This window comes from Acidimicrobiales bacterium (assembly GCA_035316325.1).
Classification (GTDB): domain Bacteria; phylum Actinomycetota; class Acidimicrobiia; order Acidimicrobiales; family VFJN01; genus DASXTK01.
The window spans coordinates 1-15,537 of sequence record DATHJB010000179.1; the positions used below are offsets into that span (position 1 = coordinate 1).

Below are 15,537 nucleotides of genomic sequence, written 5' to 3' on the forward strand. Positions count from 1 at the left end.
GAGCACCCAGACGCGACGACCGGGCTCGTCGGGGAGCGCGGCACCGTGCAGCGCCGCCGCGCTCCCCCGCCACCGCTCGACGTACCAGTCACTCATGCGAACGCGAACCGAACGGCACTAGGCGGCGGAGATGAGGTACTGCGTCCACGACTCGGGCACCGGGCCGACCGCCAGGGCGACCCACGCCAGGCCACGCGGCACGTCCGGGGGCTTGAAGAGCTGCATCGACGTCTCGTGCAGCAGCCGGTCGCGCTTGCGCACGTTGCACGGCCGGCAGGCGGCCACGACGTTCTCCCAGGTGTGGCCGCCGCCGCGGCTGCGGGGCACCACGTGGTCGATGCTCTCGGCCGGGCCGCCGCAGTACTGGCAGCGGTGGTCGTCGCGCACGAAGATCGCCCGCCGGTTGAGCGGCGCCCGCCAGCGGTACGGCACCCGCACGAACGACCGCAGCCGCACCACCGAGGGCACGATCACCTCGAGGCGGGCCGAGTGGAGGACGGCACCCGTGTTGTGGACCACGTCGGCCTTGCGGTCGAGCACGAGCACGACGGCACGCCGCTCGCTCACCACGCTCAACGGCTCGAACGTGGCGTTCAACACCAGCGCCCGGCTCATCGTCGTCGCCTGTTCCACCGACACCGACACATCGGCGCCTTACGGTACCGGTGCGAGCCACTTTGGTGCCGTCGATTCTCCACTGTGCCCTGTCCAGCGACCTACCAGGATCGCTCGGCGCTCCGGCACCAGGTGAGGTAGGTGACGAGGTCGCCGGGCGCGATCGGGCCGGTGCCGTCGCCGCCGTAGGCCGTCTGCAGCCGAAACCTGAGGTACTCAGGAGCCGGCAGCGGCAGGAACGGCCGCCGTCGCCACCACCCCGGCGCCGCCAGCCTCGCTACCTGCCGGATGCCTGTAGGCCACAGCCCGGGCCGGCGAGCGACAGCGAGGACGGCCCCCACCGAAATGTGCACGGAAGCGGACGGTTTCCGTGTGTTTCCGTGCACATTTCGCCGGGAGGTCACGAGGCGAGGTTACCGAGGGCGCGCCAGCCCACCGCGGCGGCCCCCACCAGCGGGCCGTCGGCGCCGAGCCCGGCGGGCACGATGCGGGCGCCACGCGAGAACGACAGCCGCGACCGGGCGTCGAGCTCCGCCTGGGCGGCGGCGAAGAAGGGCTCGCCGAAGCCCAGCGCCACCGACCCGGCGACCACCGCCAGCCGCAGGTCCAGCAGGTTGGCGACCGACGCCACCGCCCGGCCCACCAGCCGTCCCGTCCGCTCCCGCAGCTCCGGCGGCGCCTCCGCCGGCGGCCCGCCCGTGATCGCCCGCAGCGCCGTGCCCGACGCCTCCGCCTCCAGGCACCCGTGGGCCCCGCAGCCGCACAGCCGCCCCTCCGGCCCCGGCTCGACGATCACGTGCCCGATGTGCCCGGCGTTGCCGCCGGCGCCGTCGAGCAGCCGGCCGTCGAGCACGATGCCGCCGCCCACCCCGGTCGACACCACCAGCGCCACGAAGTCGTCGACACCCCGGGCCGCGCCCCGCCAGCCCTCGCCCAGCGCAAGGGCCTTGGCGTCGTTGTCGACCGCCACCGGCACCCCTTCCCCGAGCAGCGCCGACAGCCGGCCCCGCAGCGGGAAGTCGCGCCACTGGTGGATGTTCAGCGGCGACACGGCGCCGCCGCCGGGCGTCATGGGCCCGCCGCAGCCGACCCCGCACACCGCCTCGTCGCCTCGACGCACCTCGTCGACCAGACCCGCCAGCGCTCCCCACAGCGCCTCGCCGTCGTCACCCACCGTCGGCGTCGACCCCCGCGCGAGCACCTCACCGTCCGAGGTCACCCGGGCCGCGGCCAGCTTGGTCCCGCCGATGTCGACCGCAAGAGTCACATCCATCGGTGCGGAAGGTAGTGGCGCGCTGCGCCAACGACCGACCACAGGACCTAACCTGGCTCGGCAGACAAGGCGAGCGTCGAGCGCCGACCGCGGTAATGCGCTCGTTCAGGGGCGGACAGGACTGACGCAAGGAGCGATGTGGCGACGAGCCAGCCGATCACGGCACACGAGGCAACATTCGCCGATTACTTCGACCGGGTGGTCGACAACATCGAGCGGGTGATCCAGGGGAAGCGCGACGTGATCTCGCTGATCCTGCTGTGCCTCGTCTCCGAGGGACACCTCCTGCTGGAGGACGTGCCCGGCGTCGGCAAGACCAGCCTGGCGAAGTCGCTGGCCACATCCCTCGACGCCAGCTTCGGCCGGGTGCAGTTCACCCCCGACCTGCTGCCCTCCGACGTCGTCGGCCTGAGCGTCTGGAACCGCAGCGACGGCACCTTCACGTTCCGCCCCGGCCCCATCTTCAACAACCTGGTGCTGGCCGACGAGATCAACCGGGCCTCACCGAAGACCCAGGCCGCGCTGCTGGAGGCGATGGCCGAGGGCCAGGTCACGGTCGACGGCGCCACCTACCCGATGTCGCGGCCGTTCATGGTGATCGCCACCCAGAACCCGATCGAGCACGAGGGCACCTATCCCCTCCCCGAGTCGCAGCTCGACCGGTTCCTGATGCGGGTGTCGGTGGGCTACCCGTCACCCGACCACGAGCTGGAGATCATCGACAAGCACTCCGACCACGACCCCTACGGCGACCTCGGCCCGGTGCTGTCGGCCGAGCACATCGCCGGGCTGGTCCACGCCGCCCGGGGCGTCCACATGGCCCCGAGCATCAAGGCGTACCTGGTCGACCTGGCCAACGCCACCCGCCGCAGCCCGCACCTGGCGCTGGGCATGTCGCCCCGGGCCACCCTGGCGCTGGGCCGCTGCTCCCGGGCCCGGGCCGCGGCCGCCGGGCGCGCCTACGTGATCCCCGACGACGTGAAGGCCCTGGCCGACCCGGTGCTCGCCCACCGGCTCGTGCCCACCCCCGAGGCCCAGTTCCAGGGCGTCGGCCCATCCGAGGCGCTGGCCCAGATCCTCGCCGCGGTCGCCGTCCCCGGCGGGCACTGAGCGAGCGCGGGCGGGGGGACGACTCGTGACACGCCAGGGCTGGATGGCCGTGTGGGGTGGCATCGCCCTGCTCGCGGCCGGGCGCCTGGTCGGCATCGACGAGCTGTACGTGTTCGGCGCCGCGGCGCTGGTGCTGGTGCTGCTGGCCGTCGTCTACGTCAACCTCACCCGCCTCGACCTGGAGATCGCCCGCACGGTCCACCCCGCCCGGGTGCACGCCGGCCAGAGCAGCCGGGTGGAGATCCGCCTGCAGAACCTGCGCCGCCAGGCCACGCCGCTGCTGCGCCTGCGCGACCCCGTGTCGGGCACCGAGGGCGCCGAGCTGCTGGTGCCGCCGCTCGACCGCCACGCCGTCGCCGCCGCCAGCTACCGGCTGCCCACCGAGCGCCGCGGCATCCACCGGGTCGGGCCCCTCGAGGTGGTGGTGGGTGACGCCTTCGGGCTGGTCCGCAGCGCCACCGAGGCCGCCGAGGCCGTGGAGGTGACGGTGCTGCCCCGGATCGACCTGATCGAGCCGGTGCCCTTCACCGTGGGCCACGACCCGCTGGCCGGGTCGCTGCAGCCCAACGCGCTCGGGCGGGCGGGCGACGACTTCTACGCCCTGCGGCCCTACGTCGTCGGCGACGACCTGCGCCAGATCCACTGGCCCTCCACGGCGCGGCACGACGAGCTGCTGGTGCGCCAGCAGGAGCAGCCCTGGCAGGGGCGCACCACCGTGGTGCTCGACCTGCGCAGGGCGGCCCACGACGCCGAGAGCATCGAGGTGGCGGTGTCGGCCGCGGCGTCGATCGTCAACGCCAACTGCCAGCGCAACGACCTGGTGCGGCTGGTCACCACCGACGGCACCGACTCCGGCTTCGCCACCGGCCGTGCCCACCTCGGGGCGATGCTCGAGCACCTCGCCGTCGTCCAGCCCAGTGGCATGGCCAGCCTGAAGGCGATGCTGGAGGTGCTGAAGGAGGGCTCGGGCGGCGCCCTGATCGTCATCGTCGCCTACGTACCGGGCGAGGAGCTGAACGCCGTGGTCCGCCTGGGCCGGCGCTACGGCTCGCTGAACGTGGTGAAGATCGACTCGGTGCCGCGGTCGGGGTCGGGCCGGCGCAACGGCTCGGGCCCGACGAACGGCGCCTCGCCCACCAACGGCTACGGCCCCGGGCCCGCGCACAACCCGCCGCCGAAGGTCGCCGCCGGCATCGAGGGGCCGCTCGTGCGGGTCACCGAGTCGACGCCGTTCGACGTCGCCTGGAAGCGGGCCATGCGCCGCCGCCGCACCCAACCCGCGCAGAGCCGGCGAGGAGCCACCGCATGAACCGGCGCAGCGACGCCATGCAGGTGGCGACCGAGGTGGCGCTGTTCGGCGTGACCGCAGCGGCGATCGTCGGGATGCACCGGCTGTTCGCCGACGGCTCCTTCCGGGGGCCGCTGATCATGCAGGCGTTCGCGGCCCACCTCACCATGGCCCTGCTGCGCCGGAACCGGGTGCGGCTGCTGCCGGCGGCGTTGGCGGCCGTCGTGATCGGCGCGGTGGTCATCACGGTGACGCAGTACATGTCGACCGCCTGGATCGTGCTGCCCTCGCCCGACACGTTCTCCGCGATCAGCAACGACATGGACGCGGCCTGGGCGGTGTTCCGCGAGCAGAAGGCGCCGGCGACGGTCGTGCCCGGGTTCGTGGTCGCCACCAGCATCACCGTGTGGGTGATCGCCTTCGTGGCCGACTGGGGCGCCTTCCGCACCGGCGTCTCCTTCGAGGCGCTGCTGCCGCCCGCCACGCTGTTCCTGTTCGCCTCGGTGCTCGGCGCCGAGGGCCAGCGGGGCCTGGGGGCGGCCGTGTTCGTGGCCGCGGCGATGCTGTTCCTGCTGCTGCACCGCACCTGGCGCCAGGAGGACACGGCCAGCTGGGCGGCGCTGCAACAGCAGCGGGGCCGCTGGTCGCTGGTGTCGACCGGCACCGCGCTGGGGGCCCTGGCCGTGGTCGCGGGTGCCTGCGTGGGCCCGTCGCTGCCCGGAGCCGGCGCCGAGCCCATCTTCCCGTGGCGCGACATCGGCGACAAGGAGGAGGCGCGGGTCGTCCTCAGCCCCCTGGTCGACATCCGGGGCCGGCTCGTCGACCAGCCCGAGATCGAGGTCTTCACGGTGCAGACCGACGACGGCGAGGGCTACTACTGGCGGCTCACCGCCCTCGACGCCTTCGACGGCACCATCTGGAAGTCCACCTACGACACCGCCGAGGCCGAAGGCGAGCTGCCCGAGTCGGTGCCGCCCGGCACCCCGACCGTGACCGTCCGCCAGGAGTTCACCATCGCGGCGTTGGGGCAGATCTGGCTGCCCAGCGCCTACGAGCCCCGGTCGATCGACGTCGAGAACGGCATGACCGTCAAGTACGACCGCGCCTCCGGCACGCTGATCGTGCCCCGCGACCTCAGCTCGTCCGACGGCCTGACGTACACCGTCGAATCGACGGTGCCGAGCAGCTTCCCCATCGAGCAGCTGCGCGCCGCGCCCACCCAGGTGTCGGAGGAGATCCAAGACCGCTACACGGCACTGCCCGACGACTTCAGCCAGAACGTCACCGACCTCGCCCTGTCGCTCACCAGCGACAAGGCCACGACGTACGACAAGATGATGGCGCTCCAGGGCTACCTGCAGAGCTACGACTACACGCTCGACGTCCAGCGGGGCCACGGCAAGAACGCCCTGGAGCGGTTCCTCTTCGAGGAGAGGCGGGGCTACTGCGAGCAGTTCGCCGCCGCCTTCGCGGCGATGGCCCGGTCGATCGACATCCCCGCCCGGGTCGCAGTCGGCTTCACCAAGGGCGACGAGGACGAGACCAACCAGGACGGCCTCTTCCGGGTGAAGGGCCGCAACGCCCACGCCTGGCCCGAGGTCTACTTCGAGGGCCTGGGCTGGGTGCCGTTCGAACCGACGCCCGGCCGGGCGCCCGCCAACGCCGACTACCTCGGACTCGACGAGGCCCAGGCCCCGGGCGACCAGCCGAGCCCGACCGACCCCGGCGCCGGTGACGACCCCGGCACGCCGGCGCCCACGCCCGCACCTGGCGGGCCCACCGGCCCGACCCGGCCCGACGAGGTGGACGGCGCCGGGTCGACCGTCAACGAGGACAGCCCCGACGACGACCGGGTGACCTTCAAGGTGCCCCCGGCCGGGGACGTGGTCCGCCCGGCCGGCCTCGGCGCCCTCGCCTACCTGCTGCTGGTGCCGCTGGGGCTGGTGGGCCAGCGCTACGTGCGACGGTCCCGGGCCCGCGAGCCCGTCGAGAAGCTGGACCTCGCCTGGATCGAGACCGGCGAGGAGGCCGAAGCCGCGGGCATCCACCTCCTGCCGTCGCTGACGGTGGCCGAACGAGCTGCCCGGCTCCGCCTCGCCCTACCGGGTGCCGCCGGAGCGATCGACGTTCTCGCCCGCGCCGTCGAGCAGGCCACATACGCCGAGGTCCCGCCCACCGAGGCGGAGGCCGAAGAGCTCGCCGCCGCCGCGGCCACCGTCGCCACCGCTGCCCGGGCCCGGCGCAGCCTGTGGAACCGGGTCGCCGCCTACCTCGACATCCGGCGCCTGTTCCCCGGGCGCGACCAGGCCCGCCGGTCGGCCCACGGCGTGACGCGCTCCCGCACGGGCACGACGCTCCGCCCCAAGCCGAGCACCTAGGCCGAGGACTCGCCTCAGGCGCTACTCAGCGCTCGTCTTCGTCGTCCTCGCGGCGCACCCGGTCGCGCATGCGGCGACCGGCGCCACCGAGGACGTCACGCAGGCCGGCGGCCTTCCAGCTCTGCGACAGCTGCTCCAGGCCGGCCCGGCCGAGCTTGTGCAGGTTCCGCTCGAAGACGAGGGCGCTCGCCAGCATGATGAGGAACCCGACGAACGCCAGCATGTAGGACGCCGACAGGGTGACGATCAGGAAGACCGCCCCCACCAGCACCCCCAGTACGGACCACTTCATCCGGCGGACGGTGTGCCGGTACAGCGTCGACTCGCTGACCTCGCGCGCGAACGTAGGGTCGTCCTCGTAGAAACGCTGAGCGATTTCCTGGAGGATGCGTTCCTCGTCCTCGGAAAGCGGCACGCCGAACCCCTTCTCCGCCCGGGCATCCAAAACCGGTGGCAACAAGTGTTCCATAGGCCGGTCGGAACGACAACGCGGCCTCGCCATCGCCCTCCGGCTTTTCGCTCGTTGTGGCGGATTCCCTAGCTATTTTCGCCTTTACCTGTCGTGTCACCCTCTTGTTCCCGATCCGTACCGGTCTCAAGCGGGTAACCGTGGGCCTACAGAGTGCCATCCGCGCCGGGGCCCCAGGGGTCATCCCCCCGACGTTTGATGCGCAATCCGTCACGGCCCATGGCCGCGGCGGGACCGATCGCGGCGTCGCCGTAGCGGGCGCGGATCTCGTCGATGGCGCTGCTGGCGTCGTCCCAGGAGCGCCGGCCCGCGGCGATGTCGTCGAAGCTGAGCTGCCGGGCGGGATCGGCGCTCAGGCCCGACACGGTGACGCCGAGGAGGCGGACCCCGGGCGACGGGTCGACGGCGGCGAGCAGCTCGCCGGCGGCGCGGGCGATCGTCGGGGCGGCGTCGACCACCGTGGGGAGGGTGATCGAGCGGGTGATCGTGCGGAAGTCGCCGAAGCGCAGCTTGAGGGTGACGGTGCGCCCCGCCAACCCGGCGCCGCGCAGGCGGGACGCCACCCCGTCGGCCATCCGGACCACCTCCCGGCCGAGCCGCTCGGCGTCGTGGACGTCGCGGGGGAAGGTCTCCTCGTGGCCGACCGACTTCACCGGCTGGTCCGGCTCGACCGGCCGGTCGTCGATCCCGGAGGCGACCGCGTGCAGGTGACGGCCGTGGGCGTCGCCCACCGCGCGGACCAGGGCCTGCACCGGCAGCGCGGCGATGTCGCCGATGGTGTGGACGCCCAGGCGTTCCAGCCGCTCGAGCGTCTTGGGGCCCACGCCCCACAGCGCCCGGGCCGGCAGCGGGTGCATGAAGGCGTGCTCCTCCCCGGCCGGGACCACCAGGACGCCCAGGCCGGGCTGCAGACCGGAGGGCGTGACCCGGGGCTTGGCGGCGGCCGAGGCGAGCTTGGCCACCAGCTTCGAGGCGGCGACCCCGACCGCGCAGGCCAGCCGCTCCTGGTCGAGGATCCGCTCGCGGACGGCACGGGCGATGGTCGGGCCGTCGCCGGCGCGCCGGCGGGCCCCGCTGACGTCGAGGAAGGCCTCGTCGAGGCTGAGCGGCTCCACCAGCGGCGTGAACTCGTGGAAGATCGCCATCACCCTGGTGCTGACCTCGCCGTAGAGCTTGTGGTCGCCGGCCAGGAACACGGCCCGGGGGCAGAGGCGACGGGCCTGGGCGGTCGGCATCGCCGAGAAGACGCCGTGCACCCGGGCCTCGTAGTTGGCGGCGGCGACCACGCCCCGGCGACCGGTGCCGCCGACCACCACGGGCTGTCCCCGCAGCTCGGGGCGCCGCAGCAGCTCCACCGACACGAAGAACGCGTCCATGTCGACGTGGAGGATGGTGCGCTCCCCCGCCACGCCGACCGACGTCATGTCGTCACTCCAGCAGGGTGAGCGACGCCGTCGACGGATCGCGGCCGGCGAGGTGGTAGCGGAAGGCGCGGGCGGGCCAGGGAGCGGTGCCGGCGCCCGAGGCGTCGAGCCAGGTCAGCAACGGCTCGCTCACCCAGCGGCGGCAGCCGGCCAGCTGCTCCTCGCACGAGCCGGGCTGCACCCAGGCGGCGTCGACCACGATGCCGTCCGGGTCGTCGATGCGCAGGTCACCGTGGTACACGCGGGCCAGGTGCACCTCGATGTGCGCCCGCCAGCCCATGTCGGGGGCGTCGACGTGCACCTCGTAGACGGGCCCGTCCCAGTCCAGCACCTCGACCCCGGTCTCCTCGACCACCTCCCGGGTCAGCCCGTCGACCAGCGACTCTCCCGCCTCGATCACGCCGCCGGGCGGGCTCCAGTCGTGCGAGCCGTCGCGCCGCCGGTTGCGCACCAGCAGCAGCCCCTCGTCGCCGAGGATCAGCCCGCCACCCACGGTCCACTGGTGCACGGCGTCGTCCGACATGCCCGACATCCCCGCAGTCTGGCAGCCGTCATCGCTCGTGGCATGGTGGGGCATGGCCGACGCCTCCGACCCTCGACCCCAGCCCGGTCCGTCCGACTACGCCCCCACCGCCCTGCCCTCCACGGGCGCCCGGGTGCTGGCGTTCGTGTCGATCCTGCTGGCCGGGACGTGCGGGGGGATCATCGGGTACGCCTTCGCCGACCTGCAGTGCGACGGCGACTGCACGGTCCAGCGGGGCCTGGGGGCGACCACGGGGGCGCTCATCGGGGCGGTCGGGGTCGCGGTCGTCGCCACCCTCGCGCTCCGGGCCATGGGCGAGTGGCGGATCATCCAGCACCGCGAGGAGCAGGACTCCACCCCGTAGCAAATTGCGTTCGAGAACCCGCGTAGAGCGGGCAGATCAACGCAATTTCAGCCGGTCGCGGCTAGAGCCGCAGGCGGCGGTAGCCCTCGGCGTGGGCGACGCCGGCGTGGGCGCCCGCCTCGGCGGTGCGGGCGTGCAGCAGCTCGCGCACCAGGTCGGGGTCGTCGCCGAGGCGGCTCTCGTGGCAGGCGACGGCGGCGATCTTCTGCTCGATGGTGGCGGTCACGTCGACCCAGGCGTCGGGCTCCAGCGTGCCCGACAGCAGCACCCCGCCCACGTGGTGGGGCGGCCCCTCCTCGGGGAAGTACAGGGGGCTCGACGCCGCCGGGGCGACCGCGTCGAGCACGGCGAAGCCCACCTCCCGGTGGTCGCGGTGGTTCACGTAGCTGTCGCCGAAGAACACCGCCGTGGGGTCGGGCGCCACCACCACGTCGGGCCGGTGCCGGCGCAGCAGGCCCACCAGCCGCCCGCGCAGCGCCAGGTCGTTGGCCGCCTCGCCGTCGGGGACGCCCAGCAACTCGGCGCCCCGGAGCCCGAGCACCTCGACGGCCGCCGTCACCTCGGCGGCCCGCTTCTCGGTGAGCACCCGGGGGTCGGTGCCGGGGTCGAACGAGCCCTTGTCGCCGGCGTTGACCACCACCAGCCGCACCTCGGTCCCGGCAGACGCCCACCGGGCGAGCGTCCCCCCGCATGCCACCTCGGGGTCGTCGGGGTGGGCGTAGATCGCCAGGGCCCGCCCCGGCGTGTCGGCGTAGAGGGCCACGTCGCTCATGGAGCGCCCTTGAGGGCGGCGACGGCACGGTCGACGCCCTCGTCGTCGACGTCCGCGTGCGTCACGAGGCGCACCAGCCGCGGCCCCAGCGTCACCGCCCCGACCCCTTCGCCGGCCAGGTAACCGAGCAGCCGCAGCGGGTCGTCGTGGTGGAACAGCACCACGTTGGTCATCAACTCGGACGGGGCACCCCGGTTGGCGCCCGGCCAGCGCTCCTCCACCGCCGCCGCGAGCCGGCGGGCGCGGGCGTGGTCGTCGGCCAGGCGGTCGACCATCGTGTCGAGCGCCACCAGCCCGGCGGCGGCGACCACCCCGACCTGGCGCATCGTGCCGCCCAGCCGCTTGCGCTCCAGCCGGGCCCGGTCGACGAAGTCGGCCGACCCCGCCAGCAGCGACCCGATCGGCGCGCCCAGCCCCTTGGAGAGGCAGGCGGTCACCGAGGTGGCCAGCGACCCGTAGGCGGCGGGAGCGACGCCGGCGGCCACCGAGGCGTTGAACAGCCGGGCGCCGTCGAGGTGCACCGGCACGCCCACGTCGACCAGGGCCCGGAACCGCTCCAGCGGCCACGCCCGGCCACCTGAGCTCAGGTGGGTGTTCTCGGCGCACACCACGCTCGGCTGGGGCCAGCGGTGGCCGGCGGCTTCCACCAGGTAGGCAACCTCGGCGGGGTCGATCGTGCCGTCCTCGTCGTCGACCACCTGGAGCTGGGCCGACTGGTTGATGCCGAACGCGCCGCCCTCGTGGGTCACCACGTGCTGGCGGCGACCGGCGACCACGGCCGTGCCCGGCGGCGCCAGCACCCGCAGCGCCACCTGGTTGGCCATGGTGCCCGACGGCAGGAACAGCGCCGCCTCCTGCCCCACCCGGGCGGCGAAGGCCTCCTGGAGGCGGTTGAGGGTGGGGTCGTCGCCGAAACCGTCGTCGCCCACCTCGGCCTCGGCCATGGCCCGCCGCATGGCGTCGGTCGGCCGGGTCACGGTGTCGCTGCGGAGGTCGACTGCGAAGGAGGCACCCACACCCGCACGGTACCGTCACTCCTCGTGCCGACGCCTGACATCGCCGATCCCCTCGAGCTGGTCGACCTCGCCTCCGGGGTGGCCAGGAAGGCCGCCGACCTGCTGCTCGACGGCGCCCGTCGCAGCCGGAGCCTGGTGGAGACCAAGTCGACGTCCACCGACATGGTCACCGAGATGGACCGGGCGTCCGAGGAGCTCATCGTCGCCGCCCTGCTCGACGCCCGCCCCGACGACGGCATCGTGGCCGAGGAGGGCAGCGCCCGCGCCGGCACCAGCGGGCTGCGCTGGGTGATCGACCCGCTCGACGGCACCACCAACTACCTGTACGGCCATCCGGGGTGGGCGGTGTCGATCGCGGCCGAGACCGTCGCCGCCGACGACCCCGACGCCCACGACAGCAGCCGGACGGTGGCGGGCGTCGTGTTCGACGTCGTCCACGACGAGCTGTTCACCGCCGCTCCGGGCCACGGCGCCCTCCGCAACGGCGAGCCGATCCACTGCTCCGACCAGACCGACGTGGCCGACGCCCTGCTGGCGACCGGCTTCGGCTACCGGCCCGAGCGACGCCGGCACCAGGCAGAAGTGCTGGTAGAGCTGCTGCCGCAGGTCCGCGACATCCGCCGGATGGGGGCCGCCGCGGTCGATCTGTGCTCGGTCGCCTGCGGCCGGGTCGACGCCTACTTCGAGCGGGGTCTGGGCTGGTGGGACCTGGCCGCGGGGTCGCTGATCGCCACGGAGGCGGGTGCCGTGGTGTCGTCCCTGACGGGTGGACCAGTGGTGCCCAGTTCGGTATTTGCAGCAGCGAACGGCATTTCTACGGCACTGCGTGACCTCCTCGGTTCGCTCGGTGTTACCGACGTGTCGTAGGTCACCGGGCCAGGATGCTTCGTCACTCGACTGCAACGAGCCCGGGCACGCGCCGTCACGATCCGTCGCCATGCTTGGTCGAATGACCGCCGCTGCCTCGCCGACGCGTCCGCCCTCGGGCGGCCATGACGGCCGGAACGCTGCCCACGACGACCAGGACAGCCCCGCGATCACCGTCCACCAGGAAGGGACGACCGTGGTGATCGCCGTCGAGGGCAACCTCAACCTCCCCACCGGCGAAGCCCTGCTCAACGCAGTCGACGCTGCCGTCGGCACCGAGACCACCCGGCTCGACATCGACCTGCGGGCGCTCGACGACTTCAGCGCCGAGGGGGCGAGTGCCCTGGTCTCCTGCCGTGAGCTGGGGGCCAAGCTGGCGGAGGGCCTGCACTACCGCACGGGCCGCGGTCCGGGCCGGGAAGCGCTCCTGGCGGCGTACACCGACATCGACCTCGACTCCGACGTCGACTAGAACTCTCGACCTCGACCTCCACCTGACGTCGAAGCTCACACCCGACGTCGGGCGCCCCGCACCACCGAACACCCCACCAGCGGGGCCCCATGAGGCACCATCTTGACCGTGGCTACTCGCATCCTGACCGTTGAAGACGACGAGCGCATCCGGACGGCGGTGAAGCTCGCCCTCGAGGACGAGGGCTGGACCGTCGAGGAATCCGAGACGGGCGAAGAGGCGCTCGCCGCCTTCACCCGGCAGCCCGCCGACGTCGTGCTGATCGACATCATGCTCCCGGGGCTCGACGGGTTCGAGGTGTGCCGGAACATCCGCCGGGTCTCCGACGTGCCGATCGTGATGGTCACCGCCCGGGCCGACACCCACGACGTGGTCGCCGGGCTCGAAGCCGGTGCCGACGACTACCTCACCAAGCCGTTCGCACCCAAGGAGCTGTCGGCGCGCATCCGGGCGCTGCTGCGACGGGCCCGCGCCAGCGACCCGGCCAGCCCGCACCTGCGCTTCGGCGACCTCGAGATCATCCCTGACGAGGGTGTCGTGCGCCGCGCCGGCCAGGAGATCCACCTCACCAAGACCGAGTTCAAGCTGCTCGTCGAGCTCGCGTCGAGCCCGGGCCGGGTGTTCAGCCGCGAGGTGCTGCTGGAGCGGGTGTGGGGCTACGGCTACTTCGGCGACGGTCGCCTCGTCGACGTCCACGTCCGCCGGCTGCGCACCAAGGTCGAGAACGACGCCGCCAACCCGCACCACGTCGTCACCGTGCGAGGCCTCGGCTACAAGCTCCAGGCGTGAGTGACCTCGTGGTCGTCTGCATGAAGGTGCCATGAGGCGGCCCCGGTTCCTCCCGCGGCTGGGCCTGCGGGCCCGCATCACCATCGCCTTCGCCGTGGGGGCCTTCCTGCTCTCGGCGCTGCTGGCCGCCGGCACCTGGGGCTTCACCCGGCAGAACCAGCTCGACCAGCGGTCGTCGAGCGCCACCACGCTGGCCGTCTCCAACGCCGAGGACGCCACCCAGGGCCTCGACGCCGGGACGCCGCCGAGGGATCTGGTCCAGGCGGCGCCGCGGCCCGCCGGCGCCCACCCGATCCTGTACGTCGGCGGCGAGTGGTACCCCGCCGACCCGGTCTACGGGCAGAGCGCACTGCCCACCGAGCTGATCGGCGTCGTCCGGGACGGCGACGACGCCCGCATGCGCTACTCGTACCGCGGCGACGTCTACCTGGCGGTGGGCATCAAGCTCGACACCGACACCGCGGCCGACGCCGCCTACTTCGAGGTGATGCCGCTCGACGAGCTGGAGCTGAGCCTGGAGACGCTGGGCATCTCGCTCGTCGCCGCGGGCCTGGTCACCACCATGTGCGGCGCGCTGCTCGGCTGGTGGGCGGCCCGCCGCGTCCTCCGCCCGCTCAAGCGGGTCGGCGCCGCCGCCGAGGACATCGCCCGGGGCGACCTGGCCACCCGCGTCGAGGCCAGCGACGACCCCGACCTCGCCTCGCTGGCCACGTCGTTCAACGAGATGGCGGTGGCGCTGGAGCGGCGCATCGAGCGCGACACCCGCTTCGCCTCCAACGTGAGCCACGAGCTGCGCTCGCCGCTGACCACGCTCTCGGCGTCGATCACGGTGCTGGAGAACCACCGCGACGACATGCCCGAGCGGGCCCGTGCCGCGCTCGACCTGATGGTCGCCGACGTCAACCGCTTCCGGCAGCTCATCGAGGATCTGCTGGAGATCTCGCGGTTCGACGCCGGAGTCATGCATCTCGACCTGTATGAGGTGCGCGTCGCCGAGCTCGTCATGCAGGCGGTCAGCACCACCACCGACGCCGACATCCCGCTCGACATCGACTGGCAGCTCGCCGGCGTGGTGGTCGCGGCCGACAAGCGGCGGCTCATGCGGGTGATCGCCAACCTGATCGACAACGCCGCCAAGTACGGCGGCGGGGCGTCCCGGGTGGAGCTGCGCCAGGTCGAGGGCGAGGTGCAGATCGCCGTCGAGGACGACGGCCCCGGCATCCCCGAGGAGGACCGCCAGCGGATCTTCGACCGCTTCAGCCGCGGGCTCTCCGCCGGCGACCGGCGCACGGCGGGCGGCGAGGGCGTCGGGCTGGGACTGTCGCTGGTGGCCGAGCACGTCCGACTCCACCAGGGCCGGGTGTTCGTGGAGGACCGGGCCGACGGCCGGCCGGGGGCCCGCTTCGTCGTCCAGCTGCCCGCCGTCACGCAGCCATCCGAGAACGGCGACAGCGAAGAGATGGCATGAGCGGGATCGGCGGCATGGACATCCGGCGTCGGCTGGTGGTGGTGTTCGGGGGCGCGGTGGTGGCCATGCTGCTCGCCAGCTGCGGGCTCAGCACCGACGACTCCCCCGAGGCGATCACCGGGTCGTCGGTCGAGTCGAGCGCCAGCACCGCACCCTCCACGCTCGTCCTGCCGGGCGAGGACGCCGAGGAGATCTCGGTGTGGTTCCTCCTCACCGGCGATGCCGGCGCCGGCGAGACGGTCCTCACGGAGGTGCCGCGCCAGGTCGCCCGGCCCGCCACCGCCGGGAGCCACCTCGAGGCCCTGCTCAGCCAGCCGCCCGTCGACACCGAGCGGGAACGGGGCCTGTGGTCGGCGCTCCCGCCCGACGCCGCGCTGGCGTCACGTCCCCGGCAGCGGGGTCACGTGCTGGTCGTCGACATGCCCGAGGGCGTGTACGACGAGCTCCACGGCATCATCGCCCAGAACGCCTTCGCCCAGATCGTCTACACGGCCACCGAGTTCGACGGCGTCGAGTCGGTGCGCTTCGAGCGCGACGGGACGCTGTTCGAGGCGGTCGACGGCGAGGGCCAGGCGAGCGCCGACCCACTCGGGCGCGAGGACTTCGTCGAGCTCGCCCAGCCGTCGACGACGACGACCACGTCGACCGGCTGACCTGCCCGCACCGCTCCGGGGGGAGTCCAAAAGGCCCGGGAGTCTCCACTAGTGTC

Annotated in this window: 17 protein-coding genes; 9 read left to right on the forward strand and 8 right to left on the reverse strand. The window is 73.3% G+C overall.

What is annotated here, in order from left to right:
* Positions 1-117: 117 nt before the first annotated feature.
* The 3 genes from VK611_24025 to VK611_24035 form a co-directional block, all read right to left on the reverse strand.
* On the reverse strand, positions 118-633 hold the full coding sequence (locus tag VK611_24025; GenBank protein ID HMG44423.1) for an HNH endonuclease: 516 nt from the start codon (positions 631-633) through the stop codon (positions 118-120).
* An 83-nt stretch (positions 634-716) separates the two neighbouring features.
* A complete protein-coding gene (locus VK611_24030) occupies positions 717-968 on the reverse strand; it encodes a hypothetical protein (GenBank protein ID HMG44424.1) in 252 nt (83 codons plus the stop codon).
* 47 nt (positions 969-1,015) lie between these two features.
* Positions 1,016-1,888 (reverse strand): ROK family protein, encoded by an 873-nt coding sequence (locus tag VK611_24035; GenBank protein HMG44425.1) that lies wholly within the window; start codon positions 1,886-1,888, stop codon positions 1,016-1,018.
* 138 nt (positions 1,889-2,026) lie between these two features.
* Here VK611_24035 and VK611_24040 point away from each other — a divergent pair, with 138 nt between their 5' ends.
* From VK611_24040 to VK611_24050, 3 genes are read left to right on the forward strand one after another with little or no spacing between them, the layout of a single operon-like run.
* The gene (locus VK611_24040) at positions 2,027-2,998 is read left to right on the forward strand and encodes a MoxR family ATPase (GenBank protein HMG44426.1); all 972 of its coding nucleotides are present in this window, start codon (positions 2,027-2,029) and stop codon (positions 2,996-2,998) included.
* 25 nt (positions 2,999-3,023) lie between these two features.
* On the forward strand, positions 3,024-4,307 hold the full coding sequence (locus VK611_24045; GenBank protein HMG44427.1) for a DUF58 domain-containing protein: 1,284 nt from the start codon (positions 3,024-3,026) through the stop codon (positions 4,305-4,307).
* The gene (locus VK611_24050) at positions 4,304-6,664 is read left to right on the forward strand and encodes a DUF3488 and transglutaminase-like domain-containing protein (protein ID HMG44428.1); all 2,361 of its coding nucleotides are present in this window, start codon (positions 4,304-4,306) and stop codon (positions 6,662-6,664) included. The genes VK611_24045 and VK611_24050 overlap by 4 nt, the downstream gene beginning before the upstream one ends.
* A 25-nt stretch (positions 6,665-6,689) precedes the next feature.
* On the opposite strand, the gene VK611_24055 is transcribed toward VK611_24050, so the two are convergent.
* From VK611_24055 to VK611_24065, 3 genes are all read right to left on the reverse strand, one after another.
* A complete protein-coding gene (locus tag VK611_24055) occupies positions 6,690-7,079 on the reverse strand; it encodes a DUF3040 domain-containing protein (GenBank protein ID HMG44429.1) in 390 nt (129 codons plus the stop codon).
* A 200-nt stretch (positions 7,080-7,279) separates the two neighbouring features.
* Positions 7,280-8,557, reverse strand: coding sequence for a DNA polymerase IV (locus VK611_24060; protein ID HMG44430.1), 1,278 nt, complete (start codon positions 8,555-8,557; stop codon positions 7,280-7,282).
* Positions 8,558-8,561: 4 nt separating this feature from the next.
* On the reverse strand, positions 8,562-9,080 hold the full coding sequence (locus tag VK611_24065; protein ID HMG44431.1) for an NUDIX hydrolase: 519 nt from the start codon (positions 9,078-9,080) through the stop codon (positions 8,562-8,564).
* A 52-nt stretch (positions 9,081-9,132) separates the two neighbouring features.
* Here VK611_24065 and VK611_24070 point away from each other — a divergent pair, with 52 nt between their 5' ends.
* Complete coding sequence (locus VK611_24070) at positions 9,133-9,444, forward strand: hypothetical protein (protein ID HMG44432.1); 312 nt, start codon at positions 9,133-9,135, stop codon at positions 9,442-9,444.
* A gap of 61 nt (positions 9,445-9,505) precedes the next feature.
* Here the strand turns inward: VK611_24070 and VK611_24075 are convergent, their stop codons facing one another.
* Both VK611_24075 and VK611_24080 read right to left on the reverse strand, forming a co-directional pair.
* On the reverse strand, positions 9,506-10,216 hold the full coding sequence (locus VK611_24075; GenBank protein HMG44433.1) for a PIG-L deacetylase family protein: 711 nt from the start codon (positions 10,214-10,216) through the stop codon (positions 9,506-9,508).
* Positions 10,213-11,232 (reverse strand): GntG family PLP-dependent aldolase, encoded by a 1,020-nt coding sequence (locus VK611_24080; protein HMG44434.1) that lies wholly within the window; start codon positions 11,230-11,232, stop codon positions 10,213-10,215. The genes VK611_24075 and VK611_24080 overlap by 4 nt, the downstream gene beginning before the upstream one ends.
* A 24-nt stretch (positions 11,233-11,256) precedes the next feature.
* On the opposite strand from VK611_24080, the gene VK611_24085 reads away from it, so the two are divergent.
* From VK611_24085 to VK611_24105, 5 genes are all read left to right on the forward strand, one after another.
* Positions 11,257-12,099, forward strand: coding sequence for an inositol monophosphatase family protein (locus tag VK611_24085; protein ID HMG44435.1), 843 nt, complete (start codon positions 11,257-11,259; stop codon positions 12,097-12,099).
* 82 nt (positions 12,100-12,181) lie between these two features.
* The gene (locus VK611_24090) at positions 12,182-12,571 is read left to right on the forward strand and encodes an STAS domain-containing protein (GenBank protein HMG44436.1); all 390 of its coding nucleotides are present in this window, start codon (positions 12,182-12,184) and stop codon (positions 12,569-12,571) included.
* A 108-nt stretch (positions 12,572-12,679) separates the two neighbouring features.
* Positions 12,680-13,360: a response regulator transcription factor gene (locus VK611_24095; GenBank protein HMG44437.1), complete on the forward strand. Its 681-nt coding sequence runs from the start codon at positions 12,680-12,682 to the stop codon at positions 13,358-13,360.
* A 31-nt stretch (positions 13,361-13,391) separates the two neighbouring features.
* Positions 13,392-14,828 carry a HAMP domain-containing sensor histidine kinase gene (locus VK611_24100; protein ID HMG44438.1) on the forward strand — a complete coding sequence of 479 codons (1,437 nt, stop codon included), beginning with the start codon at positions 13,392-13,394 and terminating at the stop codon, positions 14,826-14,828.
* Positions 14,825-15,481, forward strand: a complete 657-nt coding sequence (locus tag VK611_24105; GenBank protein HMG44439.1) for a GerMN domain-containing protein — start codon at positions 14,825-14,827, stop codon at positions 15,479-15,481. Before VK611_24100 ends, VK611_24105 begins: the two co-directional genes overlap by 4 nt.
* The last annotated feature ends 56 nt before the right edge of the window (positions 15,482-15,537 follow it).